At 70.3% G+C, this 17,599-nt stretch carries 21 protein-coding genes and 1 pseudogene; 8 read left to right on the top strand and 14 right to left on the bottom strand.

Annotated features, from left to right (window positions below; genetic code table 11):
- Positions 1 to 145: 145 nt before the first annotated feature.
- The 4 genes from ACIBTU_RS34480 to ACIBTU_RS34465 all read right to left on the bottom strand — a co-directional run bounded on the left by ACIBTU_RS34480 (position 146) and on the right by ACIBTU_RS34465 (position 1,828).
- Positions 146 to 409, bottom strand: coding sequence for a DUF397 domain-containing protein (locus ACIBTU_RS34480; protein ID WP_399130615.1), 264 nt, complete (start codon positions 407 to 409; stop codon positions 146 to 148).
- A 10-nt stretch (positions 410 to 419) separates the two neighbouring features.
- Positions 420 to 1,085, bottom strand: coding sequence for a hypothetical protein (locus ACIBTU_RS34475; RefSeq protein WP_399130614.1), 666 nt, complete (start codon positions 1,083 to 1,085; stop codon positions 420 to 422).
- A 3-nt stretch (positions 1,086 to 1,088) separates the two neighbouring features.
- Positions 1,089 to 1,430, bottom strand: coding sequence for a DUF397 domain-containing protein (locus ACIBTU_RS34470; protein ID WP_399130613.1), 342 nt, complete (start codon positions 1,428 to 1,430; stop codon positions 1,089 to 1,091).
- A 122-nt stretch (positions 1,431 to 1,552) separates the two neighbouring features.
- Complete coding sequence (locus tag ACIBTU_RS34465; RefSeq protein WP_399130631.1) at positions 1,553 to 1,828, bottom strand: Scr1 family TA system antitoxin-like transcriptional regulator; 276 nt, start codon at positions 1,826 to 1,828, stop codon at positions 1,553 to 1,555.
- Positions 1,829 to 1,846: 18 nt separating this feature from the next.
- Between ACIBTU_RS34465 and ACIBTU_RS34460 the strand changes: the two are divergent.
- Positions 1,847 to 2,098, top strand: a pseudogene (locus tag ACIBTU_RS34460) (Uma2 family endonuclease); the annotation flags it as partial.
- 126 nt (positions 2,099 to 2,224) lie between these two features.
- Here the strand turns inward: ACIBTU_RS34460 and ACIBTU_RS34455 are convergent.
- Genes ACIBTU_RS34455 through ACIBTU_RS34445 form a run of 3 tightly spaced genes read right to left on the bottom strand, consistent with a single transcriptional unit; the run spans position 2,225 to position 3,450 of the window.
- Positions 2,225 to 2,533, bottom strand: coding sequence for a hypothetical protein (locus tag ACIBTU_RS34455; protein WP_399130612.1), 309 nt, complete (start codon positions 2,531 to 2,533; stop codon positions 2,225 to 2,227).
- Between the two features lie 38 nt (positions 2,534 to 2,571).
- Positions 2,572 to 3,006, bottom strand: a complete 435-nt coding sequence (locus ACIBTU_RS34450) for an Imm50 family immunity protein (protein WP_399130611.1) — start codon at positions 3,004 to 3,006, stop codon at positions 2,572 to 2,574.
- Positions 3,007 to 3,012: 6 nt separating this feature from the next.
- Positions 3,013 to 3,450 (bottom strand): hypothetical protein, encoded by a 438-nt coding sequence (locus ACIBTU_RS34445; RefSeq protein ID WP_399130610.1) that lies wholly within the window; start codon positions 3,448 to 3,450, stop codon positions 3,013 to 3,015.
- A 130-nt stretch (positions 3,451 to 3,580) separates the two neighbouring features.
- Between ACIBTU_RS34445 and ACIBTU_RS34440 the strand changes: the two genes are divergently transcribed.
- Positions 3,581 to 4,441, top strand: coding sequence for an SDR family NAD(P)-dependent oxidoreductase (locus tag ACIBTU_RS34440; protein ID WP_399130609.1), 861 nt, complete (start codon positions 3,581 to 3,583; stop codon positions 4,439 to 4,441).
- Positions 4,442 to 4,445: 4 nt separating this feature from the next.
- On the opposite strand, the gene ACIBTU_RS34435 is transcribed toward ACIBTU_RS34440, so the two are convergent.
- Positions 4,446 to 7,061 (bottom strand): bifunctional serine/threonine protein kinase/MFS transporter, encoded by a 2,616-nt coding sequence (locus ACIBTU_RS34435; RefSeq protein ID WP_399130608.1) that lies wholly within the window; start codon positions 7,059 to 7,061, stop codon positions 4,446 to 4,448.
- 157 nt (positions 7,062 to 7,218) lie between these two features.
- Here ACIBTU_RS34435 and ACIBTU_RS34430 point away from each other — a divergent pair, with 157 nt between their 5' ends.
- Positions 7,219 to 8,229: an NlpC/P60 family protein gene (locus tag ACIBTU_RS34430; protein WP_399130630.1), complete on the top strand. Its 1,011-nt coding sequence runs from the start codon at positions 7,219 to 7,221 to the stop codon at positions 8,227 to 8,229.
- Positions 8,230 to 8,459: 230 nt separating this feature from the next.
- Complete coding sequence (locus ACIBTU_RS34425; protein ID WP_399130607.1) at positions 8,460 to 9,173, top strand: phosphatase PAP2 family protein; 714 nt, start codon at positions 8,460 to 8,462, stop codon at positions 9,171 to 9,173.
- A 21-nt stretch (positions 9,174 to 9,194) separates the two neighbouring features.
- Here the strand turns inward: ACIBTU_RS34425 and ACIBTU_RS34420 are convergent, their stop codons facing one another.
- Positions 9,195 to 10,760, bottom strand: coding sequence for an FAD-binding oxidoreductase (locus tag ACIBTU_RS34420; protein ID WP_399130606.1), 1,566 nt, complete (start codon positions 10,758 to 10,760; stop codon positions 9,195 to 9,197).
- 52 nt (positions 10,761 to 10,812) lie between these two features.
- On the bottom strand, positions 10,813 to 11,022 hold the full coding sequence (locus ACIBTU_RS34415) for a hypothetical protein (RefSeq protein WP_399130605.1): 210 nt from the start codon (positions 11,020 to 11,022) through the stop codon (positions 10,813 to 10,815).
- A gap of 120 nt (positions 11,023 to 11,142) precedes the next feature.
- Between ACIBTU_RS34415 and ACIBTU_RS34410 the strand changes: the two genes are divergently transcribed.
- The gene (locus ACIBTU_RS34410; RefSeq protein ID WP_399130604.1) at positions 11,143 to 11,988 is read left to right on the top strand and encodes a hypothetical protein; all 846 of its coding nucleotides are present in this window, start codon (positions 11,143 to 11,145) and stop codon (positions 11,986 to 11,988) included.
- A 129-nt stretch (positions 11,989 to 12,117) separates the two neighbouring features.
- Positions 12,118 to 12,303, top strand: coding sequence for a hypothetical protein (locus ACIBTU_RS34405; protein WP_399130603.1), 186 nt, complete (start codon positions 12,118 to 12,120; stop codon positions 12,301 to 12,303).
- Positions 12,304 to 12,346: 43 nt separating this feature from the next.
- Here ACIBTU_RS34405 and ACIBTU_RS34400 read toward each other — a convergent pair whose 3' ends face one another.
- Positions 12,347 to 12,700 carry a metal-sensitive transcriptional regulator gene (locus ACIBTU_RS34400; protein ID WP_223206029.1) on the bottom strand — a complete coding sequence of 118 codons (354 nt, stop codon included), beginning with the start codon at positions 12,698 to 12,700 and terminating at the stop codon, positions 12,347 to 12,349.
- A gap of 227 nt (positions 12,701 to 12,927) precedes the next feature.
- Here ACIBTU_RS34400 and ACIBTU_RS34395 point away from each other — a divergent pair, with 227 nt between their 5' ends.
- On the top strand, positions 12,928 to 13,548 hold the full coding sequence (locus tag ACIBTU_RS34395; RefSeq protein WP_111665497.1) for a DUF47 domain-containing protein: 621 nt from the start codon (positions 12,928 to 12,930) through the stop codon (positions 13,546 to 13,548).
- Positions 13,549 to 13,557: 9 nt separating this feature from the next.
- The gene (locus ACIBTU_RS34390; protein WP_399130602.1) at positions 13,558 to 14,556 is read left to right on the top strand and encodes an anion permease; all 999 of its coding nucleotides are present in this window, start codon (positions 13,558 to 13,560) and stop codon (positions 14,554 to 14,556) included.
- 112 nt (positions 14,557 to 14,668) lie between these two features.
- On the opposite strand, the gene pstB is transcribed toward ACIBTU_RS34390, so the two are convergent.
- The 3 genes from pstB to pstC are packed head-to-tail and all read right to left on the bottom strand — an operon-like array spanning position 14,669 to position 17,566.
- Complete coding sequence (gene pstB, locus ACIBTU_RS34385; RefSeq protein ID WP_399130601.1) at positions 14,669 to 15,445, bottom strand: phosphate ABC transporter ATP-binding protein PstB; 777 nt, start codon at positions 15,443 to 15,445, stop codon at positions 14,669 to 14,671.
- A 52-nt stretch (positions 15,446 to 15,497) separates the two neighbouring features.
- Positions 15,498 to 16,562 carry a phosphate ABC transporter permease PstA gene (gene pstA, locus ACIBTU_RS34380; protein WP_399130600.1) on the bottom strand — a complete coding sequence of 355 codons (1,065 nt, stop codon included), beginning with the start codon at positions 16,560 to 16,562 and terminating at the stop codon, positions 15,498 to 15,500.
- Positions 16,559 to 17,566 carry a phosphate ABC transporter permease subunit PstC gene (gene pstC / locus ACIBTU_RS34375; RefSeq protein WP_399130599.1) on the bottom strand — a complete coding sequence of 336 codons (1,008 nt, stop codon included), beginning with the start codon at positions 17,564 to 17,566 and terminating at the stop codon, positions 16,559 to 16,561. The genes pstA and pstC overlap by 4 nt, the downstream gene beginning before the upstream one ends.
- Between the last annotated feature and the right edge of the window lie 33 nt (positions 17,567 to 17,599).

The following is a 17,599-nucleotide window of genomic DNA, read 5'->3' as shown; positions in this document are numbered from 1 at the left end:
TCCGTGGTCAGGCAGTACATCGAGCAGCAGAACCGGCCAGGGTGAGCTGTGCCCGGCTCCGCCGGGACAAGCCTCGCGGCGCTCCGCGCCACAGGTAACACACCTCCGTCCGGCTCCGCCGGACCGCTTACGGTGACGCTCCGCGTCACACCGGCAGATTCGCTTCACCCCCGGCCTGAAGGCCGGAGCGCTGCGAATAGATCCCGGTAGCCGGGGCGACGTGGCCGAACTCGTCTGCGCGCACGCCGAGTACGAAGGCGTTCCACTGAGGGAGGCCGGTGGTGAGGACCGCCCCGGTCGAGTCGCCGGACTCGGCTACGAGGATGCGGTCGGCGGAGACTGCGACGTGGACGCAGGAGTTGCCCTGAGCGCAGTAGGAGGACTTGTGCCAGGTGAGGGAGTCGGGCATCGAGGTCTCCTTATAGATCCTTGGAGCGGTCGGCCGGCTGGATCGGAGATCCGTCCGGGCCGACCGTGATCCGGTTGCCGTAGAGCTGTACGCGCCGGCCGGTGGGTTGCAGGTCCGCCTCGTGAAGGCTCTCTGTCTCATCCTGCCCATCCACGTGGACGTCGTAGTGCCAAGTTCTGTGGGCGGGAACGGTGTCGCCGTCGTAGTCCGGGTGCCCCACGATCACTTCCGTGCCTGCTAGGCCGAGCCGCCGGGCCTCGGCGGAGTCACTGACCCGGACCACGTCGCCCGTCTCGAAGCGGGGCGCGGCGGCGGCTTCCCTCTCGCCGGCCTGGGCGCCGTACACGGCGGAATGCAGGAAGACCCCGCCATGGACCGGCCGCTCCCATTCGTCGTTCCAGCCGCCGAACTCCTCGTCTCGGGTGAACCCGAGAGCCTGTAGGCAGTCGGGGGCCGAACCGTTCGGCGTGATGTCGATGTCGAAGTGCAGCATCTCCGGGGTGCGCTGGAACGGCCCTCGGGCGTGCACCATCACCGTGCCGTGACGTTCGAGCGCCGCGCGAAAGTGCTCGGTGAGTTCAGCCTCTTGCTGGGGCGTGGCCTCGGCCCAGAGGGCCAGCCAGACGAGGCGGTAGGGCGCGAGGGCGCCGGGCAGGTCGTGGTGGCGGGTCGTCATGAGTCAGTGGGGCGGCGCAGCGAAGTGGTCGAACTCGTCTGCGCGTACGCCGAGTACGAAGGCGCTCCACTGGGCGCGGGTTGTGGTGACGACCTTCTTGGGGACGGCTCTGGTGCGTATGTGGAGGAGGTCGGTGTCCTCGGCGGCTACGGAGACGTCGAAGGGCGACTCGGTGATGGGTTCGTCCTTGAGGATGCGGACGAATTGCCCGAAGTCGGCGCGGGTGGTGGTGAGTACGGTGCCGGTGGGGTCGCTGGACTCGGTCATGTGTATGGCGTCGGGGGACGCGGAGACGTGGACGCAGGACTCGCCCTCTCCGCAGTAGGACGACTTCTGCCAGGTCATCTGCATGCTTCCGTGCCCTCTCAAATGGTGTGCAGGACGTGCTGGATCAGCGTGCGGGATTCGGTCTCGTCGAGGCTCAGTGCGAGCAGTCGGTCGAGGACGATGCGGTACTTGGCCAACTGTCACTCGGCGTCGAGCAGCGCGGGGCCGTGGGACTGGTCGAGCTGCACGGTGTCCAGTTCGGGGACGGCCCCGTCCACGTAGTAGATGGGCTGTCCGGACCCGGGGTAGCCGCCGGCGTCGAACGGGATGACGTGGAGCGCGATGTTGGGGTGCTCGCCGATCTTCAGCAGGCGCTGGAGCTGCTGCCGGGCGACTTCCCTGCCTCCGAAGCGCATGTGGAGCGCCGCCTCGTGAATGACTGCCTGGTACGGCACGTGGGGCTCCCGGCCGAACAGGACTGCTTGCCGCTCTACGAGGCGGAGCGTGAGATGACGGTCCGCCTGGACAAGAAGAGCCGCCCTGAGCCCGGCATGTTGGTCACCACGGAGGCCTACGATCCCGACCGGACCTGGTACGCGCCGGCCGATGTCTCCCTGGTCGTCGAAGTGGTCTCGGAGGAGTCCGCCGACCGGGACCGCTCGTTGAAGCCCTTCAAGTACGCCCAGGCCGGGATCCGGCACTTCTGGCGCATCGAGGACGAGGCGGGCGCCCAAGTTGTCTCGATCAACCTCTCCGGATTCGATCGAGGCGCACTCTCCTATGGCTTCCGACAATTCACGAGGTGCCTTTCCGGACCGTACCCCGGCACTGAGCAGCTCATCGAGCCGGCTTGCGTCGATGGTCAAGGCGGATCACGTCATCCGGTTTGTGCGCAGAGCTTCCAGGGCCTCTTGAGCGGCGCGGCGCAGCCGGTCCCACATCGGTGACCGTGTCATGGCTTCGTCCGTCCACGCCGTGTCCGTGCCGTCGCTCATCTCGGCCAGGAGCGAGTCGACCTCCCGCAGCCGAGTGCCCACGTCGTCGGGCAGCGTGCCCCGCGAGACGAGGGCCGGAACCATGCGGTAGGCGTCGTCGAACTCCAGCGCCAGCTCATCGGGCCCGACGCCCCAGCGTCGGAGATGCTCGACTTGGCGCGTGGCCGGCCAGGTGAGTCGGTCCAACGCCTGATCGAGTCGGCCGATAGGTGTGTCGGGCTTCATCAGGCGGTGGTCCGTGGCCCTGGGGCGTCGGCGCCGGGACCTCCGTGCTCGTCGGCGTACGCGGTCACTCTCGAGATGAGGGCCGTCGTGGAATTCGCCTGGAGCCGGAAGACGGGAGAGGCGACGTTCACGGTGATTCCGGCTTCCCCTTCCGTGAGGGAGACGTCAGCGGTGATGTCGGTCGCGAACCCGGTCAACGAGATGGAGTGGAGACCACTGAACGAGATCTCTACCTGCACGGTATTGAATTTCTGATCCGCCCACTTCCTGGGGGGCCGGGCAGGGTATGCGGGCAGATCGAGGCGTAGCTTCAGCGTCGGGCCCTCCGTCATGAGTGCCGCTTCGTGCAGGCGGACGCTACGGAGATCCGGCGGGGTGCCTTGGTAGACGGCCGTGATGCCTTCCGGGTTGTGCAGGAGCGATGTCCACCGCATGTCGGTTCAACCCCTCTTTCCGAGTCGATGGGTGATGATCCAGTACTCGCCGTCGTCCGTGCTGATCGCGCAGATGCGGTCGCCGCTGTGCGAGCGGGCCGTGAACTCGATGTCTCCCTGGGGATCCGCCAAGGGGGCCAGGGAGAAGGGTGGCCGGGGCAGGCGTACGCGTAGCCAGGGGCCGTCGATGGTGGCGGATACGAGGAACGTGTCGTCGTCCTCGGCGATCACGCCGGTCGAGCGGGCGTGGGACAACCAGGTCTGAGTGGTCCGCTCGGTCGCGTCCGGGGAGCGCTTCGGGATTCTCGCGGACGGGGACGTCGTGAATCCGACCGCCAGGTGGAAGGCCTCGCGGGGTGTCGGTGTGGTGGGGCAGGCAGCGGGCTGTTCCACGAGCTGGAGCCCGCACGCCCGCAGTTGGGATTCGATCGCGTTGCTGCTCATGGTTGAGCATTCTCCGCCCCGCCCCCTCCGCACTCCCGTTGAGTGAGATGTGCGGGGAGCTTCCGGGCCGCCCCGGGCGGTAGGGAGGGGAGAGGAAGTCGAAGGCTCGGGTCGGGAGATGGGTGGGGCTATGGGCGCGTCGGTCGAGGTGTTTTCAGGAGGTACCGCCGTCATCACCGGCGCCGGAGCCGGGATCGGGGCCGGGCTGGGTCGGCACGCCGCGCTCTCGCTCGGGATGCGGGTCGTGCTCGCCGATGTCGATGTCGATGCGGAGGCGGTGGAGGAGACCTGCGCCGGGATTGTTCGGGAGGGAGGGCGGGCGTCGGCAGCCGTCGTCGATGTGTCCGATGCCGAGGCCGTGCAGGGGCTTGCCGATCGGGTCGTCGAGGAGTTCGGGCCCGTGCGGATGCTCGTCAACAACGCCGGGGTGCAGCAGTTCGGGTACCTGTGGGACGTTCCGGTGAGTGGGTGGGAGCGGGTTGTCTCCGTCAATGTGAATGGTGTCTTTCATGGGGTGCGCGCTTTCATGCCGCACCTGCTCGCGCAGAGTGAGCCGGCCTGGGTGCTCAATCTCGCCTCCATCGGGGCCGTCCGGGCGTGGCCGCTGCAGACGCCGTACATCATGAGCAAGCACGCCGTGCTGGCACTCACCGAGTGTCTGCATCAGGAAGTGGCCCTGGCCGGGGGCAGCCATGTGCGGGTGAGTGCCGTGCTGCCGGGGGCCGTTGCCTCCCGGATCTTCGATGACGCCCGCGGTGTCGACGGCGGGGACCGGGGCGCCGCCGAGGCCGAGCGCGAGGCGATGTTCCGCGTGCACGAGCGGGCCATCAGCCCGGAGGAGGCCGCCGAGACGATCTTCCGGCAGGCCGCCGACGGCGAGTTCTACATCGTCACCCAGCCCGAATCCGTCCTCGGCGCGATGCGTGATCGCGCCGAGCAGCTGGTGGCGCGGCGGGCGCCGGCTCCCGCGCGGAGTCGGTTCAGTGAGTGAGTGACTAGGCGTACGGGTGCGGAGGGTACGAGACCCCGGCCAGGGGCTGGGGCGGCGCAGCCGGGACCGGCCGGGGGCGGGCCGGGCGGAGCAGGAAGCCGGTGAGCAGCGCCCCCAGGAAGGTGAGGGCGGCAAGCCAGAGGACGGACTGCTCGAGGCCGGCCTGGATCGCCGAGGTCACCGCCGGGCGGATGGCGGCGGGCAGCGAGGACACCGTCGGGATCACGCCCTCCTTCACCTGGGAGAGCACGGCAGGGTCGGAGGAAGAGGACGACAGGGAGTCCTCGAGGTGGGCGGCCAGTGTGGAGGCGCGGACCGCGGTGAACACGGTCCAGCCCAGTGAGGCGCCGAGCGTGGCCAGCGTGACGGCCGCCGCCGCGCCCCCGCCCGCGTCCGCCGTCTCGACTCCGTCGGTGGCGACCGCGTAGAGCGGTACGAGGGCCAGGCCCAGGCCGAGACCCATGACGATCGTGGCCGGGAGCGCGGTGCGGCCGGGGTGGGAGTTCATCGCGTCCAGCAGGGCGAGGATCACGAGGCCGGCCGCGGCGAGCGTGAGGCCCGATGCGGCGAGGATCCGCGGGGCGACACGGTGCAGGAGACGGGCGGAGATCTGCGTGGCGCCGAGCAGCGCGGCCACGGGCACCGGCAGCACGGCCAGCGCGATATCCATCGGGTCGTACCCCGAAGAGGAGGGGGAGAGGGCGATGCTGCGCCACGTCATCAGGCCGGGCAGGAACGACGTGGCGAGGCCCGCCAGGAGGAGGCCGGCCAGGGCGGTCAGGCGGCCCCGGTCCGTGAGGACGTACGCGGGGATCAGCGGATCCGCCGCCTTCACCTGACGCCAGACGAAGGCGAGGAGCAGCGCGCCGCCGCCGAGGAGCGGGAGCAGGACCGGGGAGTCGTCCGAGGGGGCCAGCGCGTTCCAGAGCCCGTACTCGAGGGCCGTCACCGCGCCGCAGCCGAGCAGCACGCCCGGCAGGTCGAAGCGGGGGACGGTGCGGCGCGGCCGGTCGTGGACGAGCTTGGCCGTGCCGAGCAGGGCGAGTACGGCGAGAAGGGCGCCGCAGTAGAAGAAGAGGCGCCAGGACGCGTACTGGGTCAGGGCCGCGCTGTACAGGTAGCCGAGGAGCGTGCCGCCGCCGGCGACCGTGGCGTAGACGCCGAAGGCCCGCCCGCGTGCCTTCGGTTCGGGGAAGTTGACTGAGACGAGGGCCAGGGCGGCCGGGGAGACGAGCCCGGCGCAGGCGCCCTGGAGGATGTGCGCCGCGAGCAGCATCGTGCCGTCGGCGGCGGCCCCGGAGACGGCCGAGGCGAGCGCGAAGCCGGTCAGGCCGATGACGAGCACGCGCCCCCGGCCCACCAGGTCGGCCAGGTGGCCGCCGAGGAGAAGGAGGCCGGTGAAGGCCAGGTCGCTGCCGAGGAACAGCCACTGCTCCGTGTCCGCCGCCAGGCCGAGGTCGCTCGCCGCGTTCGACCCCACGGCCGTCGCGACCTGGCCGCCCAGCACGAGCAGTTGGACCAGCGCCAGGACCGCGAGCCCCCACCAGCGCCGCGGGTGCGGGACCGAGGGACCCGCCGCCACCGTCGGCGCGTACGCGGGCGGCGGCGGAGTCGAGGGAACAGAAGCGGGAACAGAAGCGGGCGCTGGCGGTGCTCCGAACTGCCCCGGGACGCTCGGGGCCGGGTCCACCCGGGTCGGCACCGGCGCCTGAGGCGGCGTCGCCGGGGCGTAGTCGAGGAGCTGGGCCGCGTGCCGGCCCAGCTGGGCGAGGACCGGTCCCGGGAGCCATTCGCCGTCGCCCGCCGGAACGGTCGCGTCCGCGATCTCGCGCAGGGAGGGCCGCGTGGCCGGGTCCTTGGACAGGCACGCGCGGACGAGGTCCACCAGGGACGCGGGCACGCCCGTCAGATCCGGCTCCTCCTCGGCGACGCGGAAGAGGTGCGCGTTCAGCCCGGACTCGCCCGCGCCGAACAGCAGCCGGCCCGTCGCCGCGTGCACGAGGACCGCTCCGAGGCAGAACACGTCGCTGGCCGGGGTGAGTTCGAGGCCGCGCACCTGCTCGGGCGACATGAAGCCGGGCGAGCCGATCAGCATGCCGGTGCGGGTGTGCAGGCTGTCGCCGGTGAGGGTGTCCAGGGCGCGGGCGATGCCGAAGTCGATGACGCGCGGTCCGTCGACCGTCACCAGGACGTTGGACGGTTTCAGGTCACGGTGGATCAGGCCCGCGTCGTGCACCGCCTGCAGCGCGGCCGCGAGCCGGTGCGCGAGGACGCGTACGGAGTCCTCGGGCAGCGGGCCGAAGTCCTTGCCGACGACCGTCGTCAGGTCCGGGCCGGGGATGTACTGCGTCGCCACCCACGGCAGCGCCGCGTCCGTGTCGGCGTCGAGCACGTCCGCCGTCCACGCCCCGCCGACGCGCCGGGCGGCGGCCACCTCGCGGGCGAAGCGGCGCCGGAACTCCGGGTTCGCGGCGAACTCGGCCTGGACGACCTTCACGGCGACGGTCCGGCCGGCCTCGGAGCGGCCCAGATAGACCAGTCCCATGCCGCCCTCACCGAGTCGGCCGATCAACCGGTACGGGCCCATGTGCGTCGGGTCGGAGGTGATCAACTGGTCCACGCCGGAACTGTAGGGGCGCCGTCGGGCCCCCGGCAGGCGATTGGCCGAGCCGGGACGCGGACCGGCCTGAATATGCCGGAATGTGTCCCGGTTCCGGGGCCACCTCCCGCTTAGACTGGGCGGCTGGTGACTCCCGTGGGGTGAAGGGCGGTTGACGGTGCGTAAGGCGTGGATCGTCGCGGGATCGGCCGCCGCCGGGGGCACCGCGTTCGTGACCCTGCTCGTGGTCGGTACGTACATGGCCGCGGGCAGCCTCGTGAACGGGGTGGGCAAGGGCGCCGTCGGGCTCGCCAAGGGCTCCGTGCCGACCGCCTACCAGCCACTGGTGCAGAAGTGGGGCAATCTCTGCCCCGCGATCAACCCGGCGCTGCTCGCCGCGCAGCTCTACCAGGAGAGCGGCTTCAACCCGAAGGCGAAGAGCCCCGCGAAGGCGTACGGGATCGCGCAGTTCATCCTCGGCACCTGGGCCGCGCACGGCGTCGACGGCGACGGCGACGGCGACAAGGACATCTGGGACCCGAACGACGCGATCCCCTCGGCCGCCTCGTACGACTGCAAGCTCGCCTCCTACGTGAAGGACGTGCCGGGCGACGCGACGAAGAACATGCTCGCCTCCTACAACGCGGGCGCGTACGCGGTGATCAAGTACAAGGGCGTGCCGCCCTACCGCGAGACGCAGAACTACGTGAAGACCATCACGACCCTGCAGAAGAGCTTCGCGCGGCCGGTCGGCCGGGTGGATCCGTCCCGGCAGGCGGCCGCCGCCATCTCCTACGCGCAGAAGAAGCTCGGCACCCCCTATCTGTGGGGCGGCAACGGCACGGCCGACCAGGGCGGGCGCTTCGACTGCTCGGGGCTGACGAAGGCCGCGTACGAGACCGTGGGCGTGCGGCTGCCGCGCGTCGCCAACGACCAGTACAACGCGGGGGCGCACCCCAAGCGCGACGAACTGCTCCCGGGCGACCTCGTGTTCTTCTCCGACGACCTCGGCAACAGCCGGGCGATCCGGCACGTCGGCATCTACGTCGGCGGCGGCTACATGATCGACGCGCCGCGGCCGGGTGCCGTGATCCGCTTCGACCCGGTCGACACCCCGGACTACTTCGGTGCGACGCGGGTCACCGAGGACGGCGCGCAGGCGCTGCCGACCGCTTCGCCCGAGGTGTGACCCCGCGCCGGACACGGCCGGAACTCTCCGTAAAGTCCTGGCCCTGAGCTGCGGTTTTCTGTCTCTCTTCGATAACGTCTGCGTGATCATTCGGTGGAGTGTGGAACGTAAGGAGCGGGGGCGTGCGTTCCTCTTGCAGAACCGCCGCACAATGGGCGGGACCGCATCACAACTGCTCGACCGAAGACAACGACCACGGGGGTGGCTGAAGACGAAGGGGCCGCAGAGCTATGGCTGGACTCGAGGCGATCGAGAGTTCCGGGTCGAACCCTGACGTCACGCTGCTCTACGACATCAACGGACTGACCGACGCGACGCCCGGCTGGGCCGACAGGCTCATGGAGTTCGTCGGCGAGTACGGCATCCTGCTCGGCCTCGTCCTGGTCGTGCTGTGGTCCTGGTGGGGCGCGCGCAGGCGCGACACCCTCGACGACGCCGCCTCGTCCGTGGCCGCCGTGGTCTGGGCCCCGCTCGCCGCCGCCGTCGCCATCCTCGTGAACGTGCCGATCCGCGGCTTCGTCGAGCGGCCCCGCCCCTTCAAGGATCACGAGGGACTGACCGTCCTCATCAACGGGAAGAACGACTTCTCGTTCGTCAGCGACCACGCCACCCTCGCGATGGCCATGGGCGCCGCCCTCTTCGTCGCGAACCGCAGGCTCGGCCTCGTCGGCATCGGCCTCGCCGTCCTCGAAGGCTTCTGCCGCGTCTTCATGGGCGTCCACTACCCGACCGACGTCATCGGCGGCTTCGCGCTCGGCACCGCCGTCGCCCTGCTGCTCTCCCCGCTCGCCTCCGCCGTGCTGACCCCGCTCGCCCGCGCGATCGGACGGACCGGGCGGCTCGGCCGGCTCGTGTGGGCGCCGAGGCCCGCGACACCGGAGCCCGGCGCGGTCGAGCTCCCCGAGTCCCGGGACCCCGCGGCGGAACGGGACCTGGCGGCTTAACCGGCCCAGCTACAGCTACAGCTACAGCGACTGCGGGAAAGAGAAGAAGCCCGTCGGGTCGTACCGCCGCTTGACCGTCGCCAGCCGGGCCACGGCCGGCCCGTAGTACGCCTGCTTCCAGTTCGCCAGCGTCGGGTCCGTGTAGTTCTGGTAGGCGGCCCCCGACGCGTACGGGCGCATCACGTCATGGGTCTTTTTCAGCCAGCCCCGCGCCGCCGTTCCGGAGGTGCCCGGCCGCCACGACACGATGTACTGCGCGAGCATCCGCGAGCGGCGGTGCACGAACGCCGTCGCCGTCGGATCCACCCGGTTCACCGCACCGCCCAGCGCCGTGAGCGCCACCGAGCCCGCGCCCTCCGCGACCCGCTCCAGCTGCCGCAGCAGCGTGCGCACCCCCGCGTCCGACAGCGAGCGGTCGAAGAAGTCCGAGTGCGCCGCGTACGTCTCGCGCTGAAGGGCGCCCCGCGGCGAGCGGCCCGGCGTCGAACCCGGCAGATGGCACAGCTCGTCCGAGCCGAACGAGGAACAGCCCGCGTACACCTCCATCGACTCCTCGTACGAGCGCCGCTTGAGCGAGACGGAGAGTGCGGGGCCCGGGCCGCCGGGGCCGTCGGCGAGCCGGTCGACCGCGTTCTGCAGCTCCGTGTACGAGCCGAGGGAGAACGCGGCGACGGATATCGTCGGGCCGCCCCCGACCGCGCCCGCGATGTGCAGCGAGGACCAGATCTCGTCCGGCTGGTCCGGACCCCAGCGCTGCCAGGCCTTGAGCACCGTGGCGGCCTTGGCCCACGGCCAGGTCATGAACGCGGAGACGGCCTGCGGCGCCGGATGCGTCTTGTAGCGGAGCTCGGTGACGACGCCGAACTGTCCGTTGCCCGCGCCGCGCAGCGCCCAGAACAGGTCCTTGTTCGTCGTCGCGTCGGCGGTCAGCTGCTTGCCGTCGGCCGTGATCAGGGTCGCGCCGGTGAGACTGTCGCAGGTCAGGCCGTAGGCGCGGGAGACGACGCCGTGGCCGCCGCCGAGGGTGAGGCCGGAGATGCCGACCGTGGGGCAGGAGCCCGCCGGGATCGTGACGCCCTTCGCGGCCAACGACCGGTACACGTCGATCAGTTTGGCGCCCGCGCCGATCACCGCGCTGTTCCCCGAGGAGCGCACCGAGCTCATCCGCGACACGTCGAGCACGATCCGCCCGTCGCCGGAGGACCAACCGGCGTACGAGTGCCCGCCGTTGCGTATCGCGAGCGGCACCTTGCGGGAGCGGGCGTACGCCAGGACCGTACGGATGTCGTCGGCGCCCGCGACGTACGCGACCGCCGTCGGCTTCAGGGAGTCGTAGCGCGTGTTGTAGAGCTGCCGGGCCGCCGCCCAGTCCGCCTGGCCCGGCCGCACGAGCCCGCCGTCGAGGTCCCGGGCCAGGCCCGCGAGGTCCGCGGCGGCCCGCGTGGAGGTGTCGGCGCTCGCGGTGCGGGAGCGGATGGGTGTGGTGGCGGTGCGGGAGGCCGTGCCGCCACCGCCCGAGGTGCAGGCGGCGGTGACCCCCGTCGCGAGTGCTGCCGCCGATGCCGCGATGAAGCCGCGCCGTTCCATACCGACCCCCTTGTTCCTCACAGGAGACGAGAAGCGGAGGCGCTGGGTTCCGTCAGGGTTCCCTGGTGTGTTCCCCGGGATGTTCCCCGGCGTGTGCACCGCTGTGCTCCGCGGTGTGCTCTTCCGCGTCCGTGCGGGCCCTGCTGCGGGCCCTGCGCGCCGGGCCGCGCCAGCCGCAGGTGCAGCGGGCCAGGCAGAAACGACCCTGCTCCACGACCGTCGCCGTGTGTCCGTTCTTTTCTTGTGTCTCCTCGTGCGCCACACGGCCACGGTAGCGGGCGCATGTGTATACCCCCCGTTCGCGTGACGGCCGTCCCTACCCGTCGTTAACCGGTCGACAGCGGCCCGCACACGCACGGACAGGCTTGGGGGTAGGCAAGCGATGGTGGTGCAGCAGCACGGGCGCCGGGTGAGGACCGCGGCGGCGGCCGTGGCCGTGGCGGGGATCGTGACGGGGGTCGCCGGCTGCGGCGGCGGAGCCGAGGCGGGGGACCGGAACGCGGATCCGACCCAGGCCGTGCACCGCGCCGCCGACCGGCTGGTGCGCGAGGGCAGCTCCGAGGCGACGACCTCGATGGAGATGGCCAGCGGCGGGACCCGGGTCACGATCCGCGGCGCCGGCGTCTACGACTACCGGGCGGGCAGGGGCCGGCTCAAGGTGCGGCTGCCGCAGGACGCGGCCGGCGCCGAGGAGCACCGGCCGATCACCGAACTCCTCGCCCCCGGCGCCCTCTACATGAAGAACCGGGGCGCGGGCGTGCCCGCCGACAAGTGGGTGCGTGTCGACACCGCCTCGCTGGACGACGGGAACCTGGTCACCGGCGGCGCCACCGATCCGCTGGCCGCCGCCGAGCTGCTGCGCGGGGCGCGGGACGTGACGTACGTGGGGGACATCGACGTCGCGGGCGTGCCCACCCGGCACTACCGGGGGCGGATCGACCTCGCGGCGGCCGCCGCTGCCGCGTCCGCGGGGACGAGGGCGACGCTCGCCGCCGCGGCGAAAGGGTTCAGCAAGGAGCCGGTGACCTTCGAGGTCTACCTCGACGAGGGCGGGCTGATCCGCAAGGTCAGGCACCGCTTCACCTTCGACGGGGACCGGCACGGCGACCGCGGCCGCCGGAACGCGGTGGTGTCCTCGACGACGCTGCTCCACGACTTCGGTACGAAGGCGGGCGTGCGGCTGCCGGCGCGGGGCGACATCTTCTCGGGCGAGGTCGCGGAGAAGTAGAGGGGACCGCCCTGGCCCGGCGGGGTGGCGGAAATGGTTCTTCCGTGCCATGCCCGGGAAACCGCCCGGTCCCTACCCTGGGAGCTGTCCGGCGACGGCCGGGCGGTTTTCGGCGACAGGGAAGAGGTGATGAGCGTGGCGCTCCCGGCCGGTACGGCGGTGCAGGACCACGTCGCCCTCGCCGAGATCGAGCTGTGCGGTGAGCTGATCATCGCGGCGTCCGCCGTGGAGGAGCGGCTCAGCGCGGACCGGATCGACGAGGTGCTGCGGGTCGCCGAGGCGCGGCCCGACGACTCCGATCGGCGAAGCGGCTGATCACCCCGGGCCCGTGCGGGCCCGCACGGGCCCGGGGCGCGTCTCAGGTGCGCAGGAGGCGGGCGATCGCCTTCGTGGCTTCTTCGACCTTCGAGTCGATCTCGTCGCCGCCCTTGACCGCCGCGTCGGCGACGCAGTGGCGCAGGTGCTCCTCCAGGAGCTGCAGCGCGAAGGACTGCAGGGCCTTCGTGGAGGCCGAGACCTGGGTGAGTATGTCGATGCAGTAGACGTCCTCGTCGACCATCCGCTGCAGGCCCCGGATCTGGCCCTCGATGCGGCGCAGGCGCTTGAGGTGCTCGGCCTTCTGGTGGTGGTACCCGTGGATACCGCGGTCGTGGTCGGTCACGATCTCGCCCGCGGGCTCGACCGGCTGCTCGGCGTGTGACGTGTTCGTCATGTCCGTGGTCTCCGTCGTCACCGTGTCCGACCTCCCGTGTGATGCTGCCGTCCGTATACCCCTGGTGGGTATACAGTACCGGATTTTCCGGGCCTGTGGCGGCTTGGCCGGGCCCCGTGCCGATCACTGTGCCTGATGGGCGACACTGGGGTAACGCCGGTTAGCCGTGGCCGGATGATGCGCCTAGCATCAGCCTGACCGAATCCAGAGCACCCCGAGGACCCCTTGTGCGCTTTCGTCTGACCCCCAGGGAGACGAGCTTCTACGACATGTTCGCCGCGTCCGCGGACAACATCGTCACGGGCTCGAAGCTCCTGATGGAACTGCTCGGGGCGGATTCCTCCGCCCGGGCCGAGATCGCGGAGCGGATGCGGGCAGCCGAACACGCCGGTGACGACGCCACCCACGCGATCTTCCACCAACTCAACTCCTCGTTCATCACGCCGTTCGACCGCGAGGACATCTACAACCTCGCCTCGTCCCTCGACGACATCATGGACTTCATGGAGGAGGCCGTCGACCTGGTCGTCCTCTACCAGGTCGAGGAACTCCCCAAGGGCGTCGAGCAGCAGATCGAGGTCCTGGCCCGGGCGGCCGAGCTGACCGCCGAGGCCATGCCGAACCTGCGCACGATGGACAACCTCACCGAGTACTGGATCGAGGTCAACCGCCTCGAGAACCAGGCCGACCAGATCCACCGCAAGCTGCTCGCGACGCTCTTCAACGGCAAGTACGACGCCATCGAGGTGCTGAAGCTCAAGCAGATCGTCGATGTGCTGGAAGAGGCGGCCGACGCCTTCGAGCACGTGGCCAACACGGTGGAGACCATCGCCGTGAAGGAGTCCTGAGGCCGGCTCATGGACACCTTCACCCTGATCGTGACCATCGGCGTCGCGCTCGGATTCACGTACACGAACGGCTTCCACGACTCGGCGAACGCGATCGCCACGTCCGTCTCCACGCGTGCGCTCACGCCTCGCGCGGCACTGGCCATGGCCGCGGTGATGAACCTCGCCGGTGCCTTCCTCGGCAGCGGTGTCGCCAAGACGGTCAGTGAGGGCATCATCGCGACGCCCGTCGGCGACAAGGGCATGGGCATCCTGTTCGCCGCCCTCGTCGGCGCGATCATCTGGAACCTGGTCACCTGGTACTTCGGTCTGCCGTCCTCCTCCTCGCACGCCCTGTTCGGCGGAATGGTGGGTGCCGCCCTCGCGGGCGGGACCACCGTCTACTGGAGCGGGGTGTGGGAGAAGATCGTCATCCCGATGTTCACCTCGCCGGTGATCGGTCTCGTCGTCGGCTACCTGGTGATGACCCTCATCATGTGGCTCTTCCGGCGCTCCAACCCGCACAAGGCCAAGCGCGGCTTCCGTATCGCGCAGACCGTCTCGGCGGCCGGCATGGCGCTCGGCCATGGTCTGCAGGACGCCCAGAAGACGATGGGCATCGTCGTGATGGCCCTCGTCATCGGCGGCCACGAGACCTTCGACGACCCGATCCCCGTCTGGGTCAAGATCGTGTGTGCCGTCATGCTGTCCGCCGGTACCTACGCCGGTGGCTGGCGGATCATGCGGACCCTGGGACGCAAGATCATCGAGCTGGACCCGCCGCAGGGCTTCGCCGCGGAGACGACCGGCGCCTCGATCATGTTCGGCTCGGCGTTCCTGTTCCACGCGCCGATCTCGACGACGCACGTCATCACCTCGGCGATCATGGGTGTGGGCGCCACCAAGCGCGTCAACGCCGTCCGCTGGGGCGTCGCCAAGAACATCATCCTGGGCTGGTTCATCACGATGCCCGCCGCGGCGCTGGTCGCCGCCGGCTCGTACGGCATCATCTGGCTGGCCTTCGGCTGATCCCGGCACCCGACGAAGAGAAGCCCCGCCCCCTCGCAAGGGGGCGGGGCTTCTCTCTGTCCTCGTGGTGGCACCGCCATGCAGCACCACGAGGGGTCGGGGGGAGTCGGGCCTAGCCGAAGCGGCCCGAGATGTAGTCCTCCGTGGCCTGGACGGACGGGTTGGAGAAGATGCGCTCCGTCTCGTCGATCTCGACGAGCTTGCCGGGCTGGCCGACCGCCGCGAGGTTGAAGAAGGCGGTGCGGTCCGAGACACGGGCCGCCTGCTGCATGTTGTGCGTCACGATGACGATCGTGAAGCGCTCCTTCAGCTCACCGATCAGGTCCTCGATGGCGAGGGTGGAGATCGGGTCCAGGGCCGAGCAGGGCTCGTCCATGAGCAGGACGTCCGGCTCGACCGCGATCGCGCGGGCGATGCACAGACGCTGCTGCTGACCGCCGGAGAGGCCGGAGCCCGGCTTGTTCAGACGGTCCTTGACCTCGTTCCAGAGGTTCGCGCCCTTGAGGGACCGCTCGACTATCTCGTTCAGCTCGGACTTCTTGTACTTGCCGTTCAGGCGCAGGCCCGCCGCCACGTTGTCGAAGATCGACATGGTGGGGAAGGGGTTGGGGCGCTGGAAGACCATGCCGACGGTGCGCCGCACGGCCACCGGGTCGACGGCGGACCCGTACAGGTCCTCGTCGTCGAGCAGCACCTTGCCCTCGACGCGGCCGCCGGGGGTGACCTCGTGCATGCGGTTCAGGGTGCGCAGGAACGTCGACTTGCCGCAGCCGGAGGGGCCGATGAAGGCCGTCACCGAGCGGGGCTCGACGGTCATCGAGATGTCTTCGATCGCCTTGTGGGATCCGTAGTAGGCGGTGAGTCCGCTTACGTCGATTCGCTTGGCCATGACTGGTTCACTACTTCCGGGTTCGAGTCGCTGAGTGCTTCGAGTAGCCGCGTCAGCGGCCCGTCTTCGGGGCCTTCCAGCGGGCGATGCCGCGGGCCACGAGGTTGAGGATCATGATGAAGGCGATGAGGACCAGGGCGGCCGCCCAGGCGCGGTCGTACGCGGCCTCGTTGCCGCCGCTCTTCGCGTACTGCTCGTAGATGTAGAGCGGCAGCGAGGCCTGCGGGCCTTCGAAGGGGTTGCCGTTGATCAGCGGGTTGCCGAACACGAGGAGCAGCACGGGGGCCGTCTCTCCCGCGATACGGGCGACCGCGAGCATCACGCCGGTGGTGATGCCGCCGATCGAGGTCGGCAGGACGACCTTCAGGATGGTGCGCCACTTCGGGACGCCGAGGGCGAGGGAGGCCTCGCGCAGCTCGTTCGGGACGAGCTTGAGCATCTCCTCGGTGGAGCGGACCACGACCGGGATCATCAGGATCGACAGGGCCATCGAGCCGGCGAAGCCGGAGAACCCGAAGCCGAGGATCAGGATCCAGAAGGACAGGATGAACAGGCCCGCGACGATCGACGGGACACCCGTCATGACGTCGACGAAGAAGGTGACCGCCTTGGCGAGCTTGCCGCGGCCGTACTCGACCAGGTAGATCGCCGTCAGGAGGCCGATCGGCACCGAGATCACGGTGGCGATGCCGACCTGCTCCAGGGTGCCGAGGATGGCGTGGTAGATGCCGCCGCCCGTCTCCATGCTGGTGACGTAGCCCATGGAGTGGCTCAGGAAGTACGGGTCGAGGACCTTGATGCCGCGCTTGACCGTCTCGTAGACGAGGGAGGCGAGCGGGATCACGGCGAGGACGAACGCGACCCAGACGATGCTGGTCGCGACGCGGTCCTTGGCCTGGCGGGTGCCCTCGACCTTCGCGGCCAGCGCGTACGTGACGAGGACGAACAGGAGCGCGGCGAGCAGGCCCCACTGGATGCGGCTGTCGAGGCCGGCGCCGAGGCCGATCGCGCAGCCCGCGGCGACCGAGCCGACCGCGATGGCCCAGGGGGACCAGCGGGGCAGTCGCGCGGCGCTCAGGGAGTCGGGGCGCTTCACAGTTACGGTCGCGTGGCTCATGCGTTGGCCCCCGAGTACTCCTTGCGGCGGGCGATGATCAGCCGGGCGGCGCCGTTGACCAGCAGGGTGATGACGAAGAGGACCAGACCCGAGGCGATCAGGGCGTCGCGGCCCTGGTCGTTGGCCTCGGAGAACTTCGCGGCGATGTTCTGCGCGAACGTGCCGCCGCCCGGGTCGAGCAGGCTGGTGTGGATCAGGAAGTCGGGGGAGAGGACCGTGGCGACGGCCATCGTCTCGCCGAGCGCGCGGCCGAGGCCGAGCATCGACGCGGAGATCACGCCGGAGCGGCCGAAGGGGATCACCGACATGCGGATGACCTCCCAGCGGGTCGCGCCGAGGGCGAGGGCCGCCTCCTGGTGCATCAGGGGGGCCTGCCGGAAGACCTCGCGGGAGACGTTCGTGATGATCGGCAGGATCATGATCGCGAGCAGGATGCCGACGGTGAGCAGGGTGCGCGGGGCGCCGCCCTGCCACTCGAAGATCCCGGTCCAGCCGAAGTACTGGTCGAGCCAGCCGAACAGGCCCTGCATGTGCGGCACCAGGAACAGGGCGCCCCACAGGCCGTACACGATGGACGGCACGGCGGCGAGCAGGTCGACGACGTAGCCGATGGGGCCGCCCAGCTTCTTCGGCGCGTAGTGCGTGATGAACAGCGCGATGCCGACGGACACCGGGACCGCGATCGCCATGGCGATGACCGAGGTGACGATGGTGCCGAAGGCGAGGACGGCGATGCCGAAGACGGGCGGGGTGCCGGTCGCGTTCCACTCGAAGGTGGTGAGGAAGTTGCCCTCGTTCTTCGAGAGGACCAGCGAGGCACGGTAGGTCAGGAAGACCGCGATCGCGGCCATGATCACCAACAGCAGGATGCCGGAGCCGCGCGAGAGACCGAGGAAGATCCGGTCGCCGGGGCGGGTGGCGCCGCGGGCTGCGCGCTTGTGCTGCGGGGGTGTCGGGCGATCGGTGGGCGCGGGTGGCGCGGGGGAGTGCGTGGTTATGTCCATGGGATTCTCCGGTCTGCGAAGTCCCTGGTCACC

This window comes from Streptomyces sp. NPDC050145 (assembly GCF_044460245.1).
Classification (GTDB): Bacteria; Actinomycetota; Actinomycetes; order Streptomycetales; family Streptomycetaceae; genus Streptomyces.
Note: the sequence above shows the minus strand (reverse complement) of the source record. Positions and strands in the feature narration are given on the sequence as shown.